The sequence below is a fragment of the Collinsella aerofaciens genome (assembly GCF_015548375.1).
In the GTDB taxonomy this organism is placed as follows: domain Bacteria; phylum Actinomycetota; class Coriobacteriia; order Coriobacteriales; family Coriobacteriaceae; genus Collinsella; species Collinsella aerofaciens_AB.
The window spans coordinates 243,025-256,787 of the sequence record NZ_JADMWW010000001.1; the positions used below are offsets into that span (position 1 = coordinate 243,025).

11 protein-coding genes are annotated in these 13,763 nt (G+C 60.2%); all 11 read right to left on the reverse strand.

Features of this window, described 5'->3' with window-relative positions:
• Positions 1-921 (reverse strand): RNase adapter RapZ, encoded by a 921-nt coding sequence (rapZ, locus tag I1969_RS01140; RefSeq protein WP_022094878.1) that lies wholly within the window; start codon positions 919-921, stop codon positions 1-3.
• Between the two features lie 101 nt (positions 922-1,022).
• Positions 1,023-1,709 carry an N-acetylmannosamine-6-phosphate 2-epimerase gene (locus tag I1969_RS01145; RefSeq protein ID WP_195232146.1) on the reverse strand — a complete coding sequence of 229 codons (687 nt, stop codon included), beginning with the start codon at positions 1,707-1,709 and terminating at the stop codon, positions 1,023-1,025.
• A gap of 140 nt (positions 1,710-1,849) precedes the next feature.
• Entirely contained in the window at positions 1,850-2,815 is a 966-nt protein-coding gene (locus I1969_RS01150; RefSeq protein ID WP_138112031.1) for an ROK family protein, read from the reverse strand.
• Positions 2,816-2,985: 170 nt separating this feature from the next.
• Complete coding sequence (locus tag I1969_RS01155; RefSeq protein WP_035138887.1) at positions 2,986-3,906, reverse strand: dihydrodipicolinate synthase family protein; 921 nt, start codon at positions 3,904-3,906, stop codon at positions 2,986-2,988.
• A 68-nt stretch (positions 3,907-3,974) separates the two neighbouring features.
• Positions 3,975-4,826, reverse strand: a complete 852-nt coding sequence (locus I1969_RS01160; RefSeq protein ID WP_195232148.1) for an acetylxylan esterase — start codon at positions 4,824-4,826, stop codon at positions 3,975-3,977.
• Positions 4,819-5,796, reverse strand: a complete 978-nt coding sequence (locus I1969_RS01165) for an acetylxylan esterase (protein WP_195232150.1) — start codon at positions 5,794-5,796, stop codon at positions 4,819-4,821. The genes I1969_RS01160 and I1969_RS01165 overlap by 8 nt, the downstream gene beginning before the upstream one ends.
• Positions 5,797-5,876: 80 nt before the next feature.
• Positions 5,877-6,704 (reverse strand): ABC transporter ATP-binding protein, encoded by an 828-nt coding sequence (locus tag I1969_RS01170; protein WP_138112022.1) that lies wholly within the window; start codon positions 6,702-6,704, stop codon positions 5,877-5,879.
• On the reverse strand, positions 6,705-8,720 hold the full coding sequence (locus I1969_RS01175; RefSeq protein ID WP_035138893.1) for a dipeptide/oligopeptide/nickel ABC transporter permease/ATP-binding protein: 2,016 nt from the start codon (positions 8,718-8,720) through the stop codon (positions 6,705-6,707).
• Between the two features lie 3 nt (positions 8,721-8,723).
• Entirely contained in the window at positions 8,724-9,680 is a 957-nt protein-coding gene (locus I1969_RS01180; protein ID WP_035138896.1) for an ABC transporter permease, read from the reverse strand.
• Between the two features lie 157 nt (positions 9,681-9,837).
• Entirely contained in the window at positions 9,838-11,451 is a 1,614-nt protein-coding gene (locus I1969_RS01185) for an ABC transporter substrate-binding protein (protein WP_035138897.1), read from the reverse strand.
• Positions 11,452-11,816: 365 nt separating this feature from the next.
• Entirely contained in the window at positions 11,817-13,757 is a 1,941-nt protein-coding gene (gene uvrC, locus I1969_RS01190; RefSeq protein WP_324248643.1) for an excinuclease ABC subunit UvrC, read from the reverse strand.
• Positions 13,758-13,763 lie beyond the last annotated feature (6 nt).

Genomic DNA, 13,763 nt, shown 5'->3' on the forward strand with positions numbered 1-13,763 from the left:
CTATGCCTTCGTGTTAGCGCGCGACAGGTCGCGGTGGGAGATGCTCACATGATACTGAGCGCCTTCCAGGTAACGGGCCGTGGCCTCGGCAATGGCAACGCTGCGGTGCTGGCCGCCCGTGCAGCCGATGGCGATAGAAAGCTGTGGCTTGCCCTCCGCGATATAGCCCGGCATCACCGTATCGAGCAGCTGTGTCCAAGCCTTCCAAAACTCCTGCGTCTTGGGATGGTCCAGAACAAAATCGGAGACCTTTTTATCGAGACCGGTCATCGTGCGCATCTCGGGATCGTAGAACGGATTAGGCAGGAAGCGGACGTCGATCATAATGTCCGCCTCGACGGGCATGCCGTGCTTAAAGCCAAACGAGAACACGTGGACGTCCATGAGCTGCTGGTCGGACAGCTCGGAAAATGCCATACGTAGCTTGTTGCGCAGCGCAGAGGTGCGCAGACGGCTCGTGTCGATAATCATATCGGCTCGGTCGCGCACGCCCTGAAGCTGAAGGCGCTCGCGCTGAATGGCATCGGCCGTAGTCTCCCCCGGCTTGGCAATGGGATGACGGCGGCGATTTTCGCTGTAGCGACGAATCAGCACCTCGTCAGAAGCCTCCAGGAACACGATGTCGCAGCTCATCTCGCGCTCTTCGAGCGCGGCGACCGCATCGAGCAACTCGTCAAACAGTCCCTGGCTACGCAAATCGCAGGTGACAGCGAGATGCCTGCCCACGCCCGTATTGATGCCGACGAGCTCGGCAAGCTGGGCGATGAGACGCGGAGGCAGGTTATCGATGCAAAAATAGCCCATGTCCTCGAACACGTGCATGGCCTGTGTGCGGCCCGATCCGGACATTCCGGTGATGATGACGATATCGGGGATGCGCTCCGAGCGCTCCGCCGCATCCATGGCATCTCCCTTTTGCATGTGCTGCCTCCCGAAAACAAGCGCGGGACCCAGCAACCCGGATCCCGCGCGGTCAATTGCCTAAATTGAGTATACCGCCCCGAGCGGATACGAGGCCTGTCTTACGCCTCAAGCGCAGCCTTGAACCAACTTGTAATACTCGTGGGGTGCGTGATGGCGGTGCCGACGACAACGGCCCAGGCGCCCGCATCAATCGCGGCGCGGGCCTCCTCGGGCGTGTGCACGCGGCCCTCGCAGATGATGGGAAGACCGGGGAATTCCTCGGTCGCCTGACGCAGAAGCGGCAGATCGGGGCCATCGGCCATGGTGCAGTCGATAGCGGCAACACCATGAGAAAGCGTGGTGGACACCAGGTCGAAGCCCATGTCGACAGCACGACGAACATCCTCGATGGTGGCACAGTCGGCCATCAGGAGCACGCCCTCCTCGTGCAGCGGACGGAAGGTGTCCTCGACCGACTTGCCATCGGGACGCGGGCGATCGGTGGCGTCAATCGCCACGATATCGGCACCCGCGGCAACGCAGGCGCGAGCGTGGCGCAGCGTCGGCGTGATGTAGACGCCCTCGTGCCCATCCTTCCACAGGCCGATAACAGGAACCTCACAGCGGCCCTTAATGGCGGCGATGTCGGCAAGGCCCTGGCAGCGAATGGCGGCGGCGCCGCCGAGCTCGCAAGCGCGAGACATTTGAGCCATGGTCTCGGGCGTACGAAGCGGCTCGCCCATATACGCCTGAACGCTCACGACGAGCTTGCCCTTCAGGGATTGAATCAAAGGATCAACGGTCATGTTCGACTCAACCTTTCTCAAAACAGCCTTCTGAGACACCGCACCTTGACGTTAAAACCGTCGCTCGCGTACCGAAGTACGCTTCGCTCCTCTTTCACGTCAATCTGCGGCACCTCAGAAGGCGCACTTGGTAGTTATGTTTACTTCAACGATGCAAGAAGGTGTTCGGCGGCACCGATGAGCGGAGCATCGCCCTCCAGAGAACCGATGAGGATCGGCGTGTCCTGAAGCGGATCGAGCGCCTGGCTGGCATAGCCCTCGTGCACCGAATCCTTCCACGTCTGCGAACGCCAATCGGGACCTTGGTGAATCACGCCGCCCGAAAGCACGATGACCTCAGGGTCCAGGATGTTAGCGAGCGAGCCCAAGCTGGCCCCCAGCGCAAAGCCGGCGTCATGGATGACCTCGGTCGCCTTTGCGTCGCCCGCACGGCACAGATCGTTCACATCGCGACCGACCGAAGGACGGCTGGGGTCGACGCGGCCAAAACGCTCATCGTACATTCGACCAATGGAAGTGCCCGAAGCAACCGACTCCAGATGGCCGGAACGCCCGCAGGCGCAGGGAATGCCGGCGGCAGCCGAACACTCAATGTGGCCCATATGACCGGCAGCACCATGGAAGCCCTGCATCACGCGGCCGCTCTCGACATATGCGCCGCCGATGCCCGTGCCGATGCCAAGACACAAGACGGAGAACTTGCCCTTGCCGACGCCCCAGTGGGCCTCGCCCAGAGCATGAGCCTGCACGTCGCCCACAACGGCAACGGGAAGACCGAGGTCCTCGCGCAGACGCGGCCCCAACTGAACGCCGGACCAGCCGGGCATGATCTCATTGGCATACGCGATGGCGCCCGTCTTGGGATCGACGACGCCGGCGGCGCCGATACCGACGCCAAGGACCTCGACATCGGGATTCGCCTCGAGAGCGGCCTTGATGGACGCCTCGATACGCTGGAAGACGGCCTCGCCGCCCTCTTGGGCCTCGGTGGGAACCTCGGCCTCAAAGACGGGACGGGGCACACTACCGTCAGCCGGGTACTCCATGATGGCAGTCGCGATCTTAGTTCCGCCGATATCGACAGAGCAGACGTACTTGTTCTCCATGTCGCTCTCCTTAGGAGATAAAAACAACTACAGGAAATGAAGGCTGCGTTATCGCCGCAGCTTGGTAAAGGTTTCCCGGGTGTCCGAGGTTGGGGTGAAAGCGGTCGGGCGTTGACCTAATGGGTCACGCTCGACCGCTTGAGCCCCAAGATCGGGTGCCCGGGGAAGCTTTACAGGAGACCGTTGTCCTGGAGGACCTTCTTAATAGCCTCGACGTTCTCGCCGGTCATGGCCTTCACCGGGCGCGGCATGGTCGGGCTGTCGAAGATACCCATGAGGTTCATAGCGGTCTTGAAGGCGCCGACGCCACCGGCATAGCCCTGGACGCCCGAGGTGACATCCCAGATATGCGAAATCTCATTGAGGCGATCCTGCTCGGCCTTGACGGTAGCCCAGTCACCAGCCTGAGCGGCCTTCCACTGACGCACGTAGCCCTCGGGCTCAACGTTGGCGAGACCCGGGACGGAACCGTCGGCGCCACCGAGGTAAGCGCCGTCGACAACAACCTCGTGACCGGTGAGGATGCTCATCGGATGGCCGTTCTTCTCGTTCTCCTGAACGAGGTAGCGGAACGAGATGTCATCACCCGAGGAATCCTTGACGCCGGCCAGAACGCCCTCGGCACCGAGCTTGGCAAGGAGCTTCCAGGGGAGCTTGGTGTGGACACACACGGGGATGTCGTAGGCGAAGATGGGCAGGTCGAGTTCCTCATGCAGGATGCGGAAGTGCTCCTCGACCTCGGTCATGCCCTGCAGGGCATAGAACGGGCAGGTGGCGACGAGAGCATCGGCGCCCAGCTCCTGAGCGACCTTACCGTGCTCGATCATGCGCTCGGTCTCGGTGTCGATGATGCCGACCAGAACGGGAACGCGGTGGTCGACGATACGGACGGCCTCGGCGATGATCTGACGGCGACGCTCGTCGGTGGAGAAGACGACCTCGCCCGAGGAGCCCAGGAAGAACAAGCCATCGACGCCGGCATCGATCATGCGGTTGATGCTGCGCTCAAAGGAGGCAACGTCGAGCTGGTGATCTTCGGTATCGGGAACAACGACGGGAGGGATAACGCCGGTGAATTTCTGAGTTGCCACAAGAATCTCCTTAGTTGTCTGGCGGGCAGCCCTATGCCGCCCACTCTTGTTGGCAGTGTCCAGGCCGCCTAGGCCAAAGAACACGGGTAGAACGTTTGGTTAAAGAAGTCGACGACTTCGTTTTCGAACGCATTGATGCGCTCGTGAGCGTATTTGGCATAGACGATATGCCTCCGGTCACACTCAAGACCGTTGAATACGGCAAACTGGCCCTTGGGGTCGCTCGCGGCATCCATGAGCGATGTGCCCATGAGCACCGATCCGCGCACCCGAGACGACAGCGCCTCAAGGCCACCGGGAATTGGATTGGCAACCGCCGTGCAGGCGAGGCCCCGCTCGTCCAGAGCAGAAACCGCCAGCGCGACTCCGCCGCCAAGGCCCTCGCCCCATGCAAAGATGCGGTCGGGGTCCATGCCATCAAGATTGCGCGCCACCTTCGCCAACGCGCAACCCCAACGGACGCGCTCGACAAAAGCGGACGAAGAAATCCCCCGCTGCAGGTCGTCCGCACCAGCAACATCGTCATCCAGCGCGAGGACGGCATACCCCATGGCGGCAAATCTCGTCATGTGATGCCAGCCGCGCACAGGCCGATCGATGTCGTGGAACATCAGGCACAGCGGCACGCGCTCAGATACTCGGGCACGACCGACAGGCTCGATCAAACGAGCGTGAATCGCATCGTCACCGAGCTCAAAGGAGACCTCCGAGTAACGGGCGCAGGGGTTAACAAAGTCAATCGCCGTAATGGCCAGGCCTTGAATCTCAAGATTCGAAGCGCATGTCTCTAAATCAGAAACATCTGCTTGGACATCACCGCGCCAGTCCCGATATTCTGCGAGCCTTGACGAAACCGTTCCAGGAATTCCCACGAGCCCGGGGACAATCAGCTCGTCAACATTGCTCTCGCACTTAGACATGAGCCTCCCCTCCCTTGCAGAAAAACGGAATGATCAAATCGTCAAAATCCTGAATCTCCTCGTGGCCAAAGCCTTCAAAGAGCTCATGACGCTTTTCGCAGGTCAGGTTGTTATAGACCGCAAACTGCGTCGCTGGCGGACAGACGATATCGGCTGTGCCAGTGCCAAACAGCACGGGGCATTTGACCATAGGGGCAAAGTTCTTGGAATCGAAGTACGCCAGCTTGGCATAGGCTTCGTCAATACGAGTCGAGTCCTCATCAAACCAGCGAGACCAATAGCGCAGGCCTTCGTAGGCAATGTCGTCGGCATCCAAATCCCAGACCAGGCGGAAATCCGACAGGAAGGGATAGAGGATGGCGGCACGATTGATAAGCTCGCTATTAAGCGCACAGGTCGCAATACCCAAACCGCCGCCCTGCGACGCGCCGTTCACAAACACACGGGCAAGATCGATGCCCTCGAGCTCACGAACAATACGGCACAGGATTCGAATATCTTGGTGTAAGCGGACATAGTAGAGGTTGGCCGGGTCGCCGTCGATGCCGGCGACGATATGCCCGGCAACCGTTGTGCCCTCAAATCCACCAATGTCCTCGGAGGGACCTCCTTGGCCGGGGCAGTCGAGGGCGATGAGTGCCATGCCCATGCCCGCAAACGACGCCTGCTCAAACCAGCTGCGGCTTGCACCCGGATACCCATGAAACTGAAGCACCAATGGCACGGGCTCGTCCGAGACGGGTTTAAGGTACTTGGCATGCAGGCGAGCGCCACACATGCCGGTATACCAGAGGTCGAAAAGCTGGCAGGTCGCGGCATCGGTGACCGATGCCGTCTCGATCGCATAGTCAAGCCCGACGGCGTCGGCCTCGGCCATGCGATCCTTCCAAAAGAGATCGAAATCTGATGGACGGGGCATGGCGCCTCGATATTCACCAAATTGATGTTGTAGCTCCTGAGCACTTGGCATGGCTCGTGAACCCAACCTTTCGAAATCGCAACGGAGGTGCGCCCGGCAAGGGAACCGGGCGCACGGGAGGGAAAGCGAGGTTACTCGCCGAGCTTGGGATGCAGCAGCGACGGCGCAGCGCCGAGCAGCATCTTGGTGTAGGGGTCCTGGGGGTGCTGGAAGACCTGCTTGGCCTCGCCCTGCTCGACGATCTTGCCGCCATTCATAACGATGATGTCGTCAGAGATATAGCGGACCGTCTGGATGTCATGGCTGATGAACACCATGGCCAGGCCGAGCTCCTTCTTAAGGTCGGTGAGCAGGTTCAGAATCTGCGCGCGGACCGAAACGTCCAGAGCCGAGGTGGGCTCGTCGGCGATGATGGCATCGGGGTTCAGCGACAGGGCACGGGCAATTGCGACGCGCTGACGCTGGCCGCCCGAAAGCTGGCCGGGAAGAACCTCGGCAGCGGAGCTGGGCAGACCGGTGAGCTCCAAGAGTTCCTTGACGCGCTTCTCCTGCTCGGCCTCGGTACCCAGGTTGTGGACGCGCATGGGGTCGAGCAGCTGCTCGCGAACGACCATGCGGGGGTTGAGCGCCGTGGCCGGGTTCTGGAACACGACCGAGATGACGCGACCCATGTGGCGACGGTCCTCGGCGGTACGTTTGGTAACGTCCTTGCCCTTAAAGTAGACCTTGCCGCTCGTGGGGGCCTGCAGGCCGCACATGACGTTAGCGGTGGTGGACTTACCGCAACCGGACTCGCCGACGATGCCGATCGTCTGACCGGGCATGAGCTTAATCGTTACACCCTGGACGGCGTGAACCAGGTTGGGGTGCAGAATCGAGCCGGTACGGGTCCTAAAGGTGACGTGGACGTCATCAAGGAAGATGATCGGCTCGACGCCGTTGACTGCGGTATCGCTCATCTACATCACCTCCGCGTGAGGGGTCAAACCATTTGCCTTGAGCACCTCGTCGGGGAGCTCGGAATAGAAGTGCTCGGTGCCGGGCACGCGCTTGAAGACCGGACGGGTATCCAGGCCAATACGCGGATGGCTCGAGCGGGGTGCGAAGCGATCGCCCTTGGGGAAATCGCGCGGGCTGGGAACGGCGCCGGGGACCTGGTGCAGACGGCCCGAGCCGCTCTCGATGGACAGAACGGAGCCCAGAAGACCGCGGGTGTACTCGTGGATCGGGTTGGTGAGCAGCTCCTTGGTGGGTGCCTGCTCGATAACCTGGCCAGCGTACATAACCGTGATGTTATGGGCAACCTCGGCGACCAGAGCCAGGTCATGCGAAACAAAGATCATGGCAAAGCCGAGCTTGGCCTGAAGATCGTTGAGCAGCTTGATGACCTGCTTCTGGACGGTAACGTCCAGAGCGGTCGTGGGCTCGTCGCAGATGACCAGCTTGGGGTCGCGGGTAAGGGCCATAGCGATCAGGACACGCTGACGCTGGCCGCCGGAAAGCTCGTGCGGATAGCTCTCGAGCGTGCGCTTGGGATCGAGGCCGACGAGCTCCAGGAGCTCCTCGGCGCTGCGGGTTCCGCCGCGCTTGGTGAGCTGCTTCATCTGGGCAGAGATGAGCATGGAGGGGTTGAGCGAGGACAGGGCGTCCTGATAGACCATAGCGATATCGGTACCGCGCAGGCCGAACCATTCCTTCTTGCTCATCTTGAGCAGGTCACGGCCCTCCCAGAGAACCTCGCCGGAAAGATGCTCGTCATCGTCGGTCAGGCCCATGATGGCCAGCGTGGTGATGGACTTACCGCAACCGGACTCGCCCACCAGGCCCATGGTCTGACCAGGACGGACGTCAAAGTTGACATGGTCGACAACGTTGATATCACCGTGATGCTCAAACTGAATGCAGAAGTCACGGACCGAGAGAATCGGCTCAACGGACTCGTCGGGCACGTGGCGATCGTCACGCTTGAGCTCGACATCGCGCAGGGCGCCAAGGCGAGCGGAGAGGGACTGGGCCTGCTCCTTGTAGGCGCGAACGGGGTCGGAGACCAGCAGATCGGCCTCGCGACGCTTGGAGGAATCGGTAGGATCCAGGGCGGCGGAGGGAGCAGCGGCCATGGCGTCGGTAATGCCCTCGGAAAGGATGTTGAGCGCCAGGCAGGTGATCATGATGGCCAGGCCCGGGAACAGCGCCTGCCACCAACGACCGGCGAGCACGCCGCCGCGGGCGTCGGCGAGGATGTTGCCCCAGGTAGCGGTGGGCTCCTGGATACCAGCGCCGATGAAGGTCAGCGAGGCCTCGAAGATGATGGCGTCGGCGACCAGGGTAACGGTGAAGACCATGATCGGGGCGATGCAGTTACGCAGAACATGCTTGATCAAAATCCACGGAGCCTTGGCGCCGGAAACGATGACCGCGCGGACATAGTCCTCGCCGTACTCGGACACGATATTGGCGCGCACGATACGGGCAATCTGCGGAGTGTACATAAAGCCGATGGCGAAGATGATCGACGGCACGGAGTTGCCCAGGATGGAGACGAAGACGGCCGCGAGGGCGATGCCCGGGATGGACATGATGATGTCCAAGATACGCATGATCGTCTCGGAGACGGCCTTGCGCGAAACCGCTGCAAGGGCGCCCACGACCGAGCCGCAGACCAGAGCCATGGCAGTGGCGCCAAAGCCGATAATCAGCGAGTAACGACCACCGTAGAGCATACGCGACAGAATGTCGCGACCCTTATCGTCGGTACCGAAGATAAATCCGTTGCCGGGAGCCTGGCGAGCCGTAAAGATCTCGACCGGGCTATAGGGGGCAAGAAGGGGCGCCAGAATCGCAGTCAGGGCGACCAGCACCAGCACGACGGCTGCAATCTTAGAAGACAGCGTCATCTTCTTCCAGCCACCGAGCTTGAGCCCCTTGGAGGCAGCCTTCTCGAGCTGCTCGGTTTGCTTCTCTCGAATCTTTACCATAATCTACACCGTCCTGATGCGCGGGTTGATGAGCAGGTAGAGCATGTCAACCACGATGTTGATGATGATGAAGGCAAGAGCAACGACGATGACGACGCCCTGAACCAGGTTCGCCTCGTTGCCCTGAACGCCCTGCAGAATCGCGGTGCCCATGCCGGGGAGGTTGAAGATAACCTCGATGACGACGGCGCCGCCCATGAGGTAACCGATCTTAAGACCGAGGGTGGTGACCGGGGTGATCAGCGCATTGCGAAGAACGTTGATGCCGACGACGACCTTCTCGGGAACGCCGGCGCCGCGAGCCATACGGACATAATCCTTGTCGAGCTCCTCGACCATGGCGGTACGCACGATACGAGTCATCTGGCCCGTCAGCGGAAATGCCAAGGCGATAGCGGGCATGATCATACGTCCCAGATAGCCAACCGGATTCGTGGTGAAGTGAGGCAGAGCACCCGATGCCGGGAGCACCTTAAGGTAGGAAGAGAACAGCAGGATCAACAGAACGGCAAGCCAGAACGACGGGGTTGCCAAGCCGGCGATGGAAAAGACGCGGATCACTTGGTCCGGCCATTTGTCGCGATACAGTGCCGCGATGACGCCGAGCAAAAACGAAACGACCGCACCGATAGCAAGACCGATAAAGGTCAGCTGCATCGTGACGGGCAGGGCCGTGGAGATGCGCTTGGCAACGGAGTTGCGAGCAGCACCATAGGTGCCCATGTCGCCATGGATCAGATCGCCCATATAGCGCACGTAGCGCACGGGCCAGGGGTCGTCCAGACCATACTTCTCATGGTACTCGGCAACCGCCTCGGGCGAGGCACCGTCACCCAACGCCGTGTAGGCGGGGTCGGTCTTGGAGAACGACATAAGGAAGAACACCAGGACGGTGACGCCCAATGCCATGATCGGCAGCGCCACAAGACGCCTTCCAATCAAACGTAGCAAGTTGTTCACGTTCTCTCCCCTTTCTTTTGTCGGTAGGACCAACTGGTATATGAGTACGGATACTCATTACAAGACCCGAGCGACATCGTTGCCGCCCGGGTCTTTGTTTCAACTATGAGGATACGGTCCCAACGACCGACATCCTGCATACAGACTCAAGCGAGTCTTACGCCTTGACGGTCGCAACGCCCCTGAAGGACATGCTCGTCGTGCCGATGCCCTTGAAGCCATCGAGGGCCTCGCCGTTGGGTGCAGTGGACGGATCGTCCCAGGAAGCGGAGACGGTCTTGACGTGGACAACGGGGTACAGAACGGCGTTGTCGGCAATGATGTCGAAGCACTCGTTCCACTTCTTCTGCTGCTCGTCGCCCTCGGCGGCAAGAGCCTCGTCCATGAGGCCGTGGAGCTTCTGCCACTCAGCGGACTCCTTCCACGGGCAACGGGTCTGCATCCAGACGTTGTCGCCGTACCACCAGTTGAGCAGCAGGTCGGGGTCGGCGCCGAAGCAGGAAGGATCGCCAGGGGCAAGGAGGATATCGTAGGCCTCGCCGCCGTCGATGGCAGCGTAAGTGGCCGGCGAGGTATCGGTCTGGATGGTCACATCGAAGCCGAGAGCGTCGAGGTCGTTCTTGACCTGGGCGGCCATGCCCTTAATCTGCTCGTTGTCGGTGGTGCGCAGGGTGATGGCACCCGGGGTGATGCCAGACTCCTCGATGAGCTTCTTAGCCTTCTTGGCGTCGGTCTTGTACACCGTGGAAGCCTCATGATAGTTGGTGAAGCTCTTGGGCAGGTAGCAGCTGGCAGCGGTGGCAAGGCCGGCGAAGGTGTTGCTGACCATCTTCTCGGTGTCGAGCGCATACATGACAGCCTGACGGACCTTGACGTTGTTCCAAGGCTCCTTGGCGACGTTGAACATGATGAAGCGGGTGCCGAAACCCTGAACGTTGTCAATCTTGCAGCCGGCGCTCTCGAGCTGGTCGACGGCGTCAGCGGTAACGAGCTCCATAACGAGCGTGGAGCCCTCCTGCTGAGCGGTAACGCGAGCAGTGGGGTCGGTCAGGATGCTGTACTGGATCTTCTTATCCTCGGCAGCATACTCACCGTTGTACTCGGGGTTGGGAACCAGGGTGATCTCGGTATCGGAGATAGAGTCGTACATCCAGGGGCCGGAGCCGATCGGCTGCTTGGCGCGATCCTCCTCGGTCTGGGTGGCCGGGGTAACGCGGACGATGGCCAGACGATCCTTGAGCAGGGAGAAGTTGGGGACCTTGGTCTTGACCGTCACGGTGCTGGCGTCCTTGGCCTCGATGGACTCGAAGGGCTGGAAGAACGGAGCATAGGTAGCGGAAGCGGCGCAAGCGGTGTAGGAGGCAACGACATCGTCAGCGGTGACCTCGGTGCCATCGGAGAACTTGGCGCCCTTGCGGATGGTGACCTCGAAAGTGGTGTCGTCCACAGACTTGGGATCGTCGGTGGCGAGCTCGTTGAAGGTGCTGTAGTCGTGGTAATCGATGCCGTAGAGGCCCTCGACGACGTGCCAGTTAGCACCCAGGCCCACAGCGGAGCCAGTGCTGGCGGGATCGAAGCTGGACGGAGCGTAAGCGGAACCAGCGGTGATCACGCCGCCGCCACGGTTGGCGGAATCGGTGGAGCCGGAAGCGGAACCCTCGTCGCTAGAGCTGCCACCGCAGCCAGTGAGACCAAGGCCGGCGACAGCAGCGACGCTGCCGGTGAGGCCGAGGAACGAACGCCTGGACATACCCTTGTTGATGATGGCCATGTCTTCTCCTATCAATAGAGAATCTTACTCGGGAGCACCTAGACTTGCCCCCGCGCAACTTGCGGACGATATATACCTTACCTACCGACGAACCCAACTGAGGTGCCGCGCTCGGCGACCGATACATACATACGCTTGAACGGTATTTACTACCGTTCACCGAATTCATTGACAAATGATTCGCCAGACAGTATGTATCGACGAGGTGAGATATCAGTCTTCGTCAACCCGCAGGATAGCAGGGTTGTTCACCATGACTAGTCAAACGTTTTAGCGTTAATAAAACCCGAAACCAGCATGCAATCATGGCGAAATAAATGGTTGAAAATCACGCAATCATGTATATCAGTAGTTTAGGCTCGTGTTTAGCTATCGGAATGGCCAGCCGCCGCCTCGGCGCGCTCGGCATTCCACGCAACGAGCGCCTCGTGGACCGCCTTGGCAACATCGGCAGGTATGCCGCGAACTTCCGCGATCTCTTGCTCGCTCGCCGCGCGCAAACGCTTCATCGAACCAAAATGGCGCATAAGGGCACGTTTTCTGGTGGGTCCCACGCCTGGAACGTCATCGAGTACCGAAACTGTCATGGCTTTATCGCGCAACTCACGATGGAATGTGATTGCAAAACGGTGCGATTCATCGCGCACCTGTTTAATTAGATAGAGCGAAGCAGACCCGGTCGGCAGCACGACGGGAGTCTCGTCCCAAGGCACAAAAACTTCCTCATCGGCCTTTGCCAAGCCACAAACTGGTATATCGAGCCCAAGAGCCTCAAGTTGCTTGATCGCAGCGGTCAATTGCGGCTTACCGCCATCGACAACGAGCAAATCGGGGCGCGAGCCAAAACGCTCGTCGGCCATGCGCTCGGGAGCATAGCGTCGTCCCAAAACCTCGGACATCGACACGAAGTCGTTTGCCTCGTCCAATTCGGCCTGAATTTTAAAACGACGGTACTGGCTCTTGTCGGCGCGTCCGTTGGTAAACACCACCATCGAGGCGACCGTAAAGGTGCCATGCAGTGTAGAGATATCGAAGCACTCGATACGCAACGGCGGCGATGGCAGCGCCAACGCACTTTCGAGCTCCAGGAGCGCTTGATTGGTGCGGTCGTCAGCGTACCCCGTTCGCATCATGTAGCGCATGAGGGCATGGCGCGCATTTTTGGATGCCATATCGAGCAGACGGTACTTTTCGCCACGCTGCGGCCTATGGAGATGGCAGGAACGCTCACGCTTGCCCGCAAGCCACTCCCCCAGCGCCTCCGCATCCTCAAGCTCGACGGAAAGGTTGACCTCAGCTGGAATATCAGCCGTCTCGTCGTAATAGCGCTTAAGAAAGCCCGACTGGAGCTCTTCCTCGTCAACATCAAGACCCTTGTCGAGAATGAACTCGCAGGTGCGAACTGTTCGGCCCTCGCGAACGACGAAGACGCAAGCGGCGGAGATGGTCTCCTCGCGATAGAACCCGATGACATCGATATCGACACTGGAGGGAAAAACGACTTGCTGACGATCGTCCAGACCCCTGATGACCTCCAAACGACGTTTGACGCGTGCCGCGCGCTCAAAGTCGAGCGCCTCGGCGGCATCCGTCATCTCGGAGGTCAGCTCATCGACGACATCCTTGCGATGGCCCGACAAAAAGCGCTCGACACGCTTGACGTTCTTGGCATAGTCTGCCGGGGAAATCGCGCCGACACACGCACCCGGGCCGCGCCCGACATGGTAGTCAAAGCAGGGACGCCCGTTTTGTGCGCAAATCATATTGACGATGTCTTCCTCGCCCTTGTGGGACTCGATGGTACGGCGACAACGACGCCACTCCGCACAGGATGCAGAGCAGATGGGGATAACCTTGCGCAGCGTATCTATCGTCTCACGTGCCGCACGGCTATCGGTATAGGGTCCAAAATAGCGCGTTCCCGGCTTATGACGCTCACGCGTGTATTTGATCGCGGGATACAGGTCGCCCTTTGTAATGGCGATAAAGGGGTAGCTCTTGTCATCCTTGAGGTCGACGTTAAAGTACGGATGGTACTGGCCGATCAGGTTGCGCTCGAGTACAAGCGCCTCATGCTCGGTTTCGACAACGATGTAGTCAAAGCTCGCCACCAGCTGCATCATCAGCGGGATCTTTTGACGCTCATCCTGCAGTGTCACGTATTGACGCATGCGGGCGCGCAGGTTTTTCGCCTTGCCCACGTAGATGACATCGCCCTTGGCATCCTTCCAAAGGTAGCATCCGGGCTGTGTGGGAACGCGCGAAACCTGCTCGGCAAGCGTTGGTATGTTGTCGTGACCGGCCACGCGCAC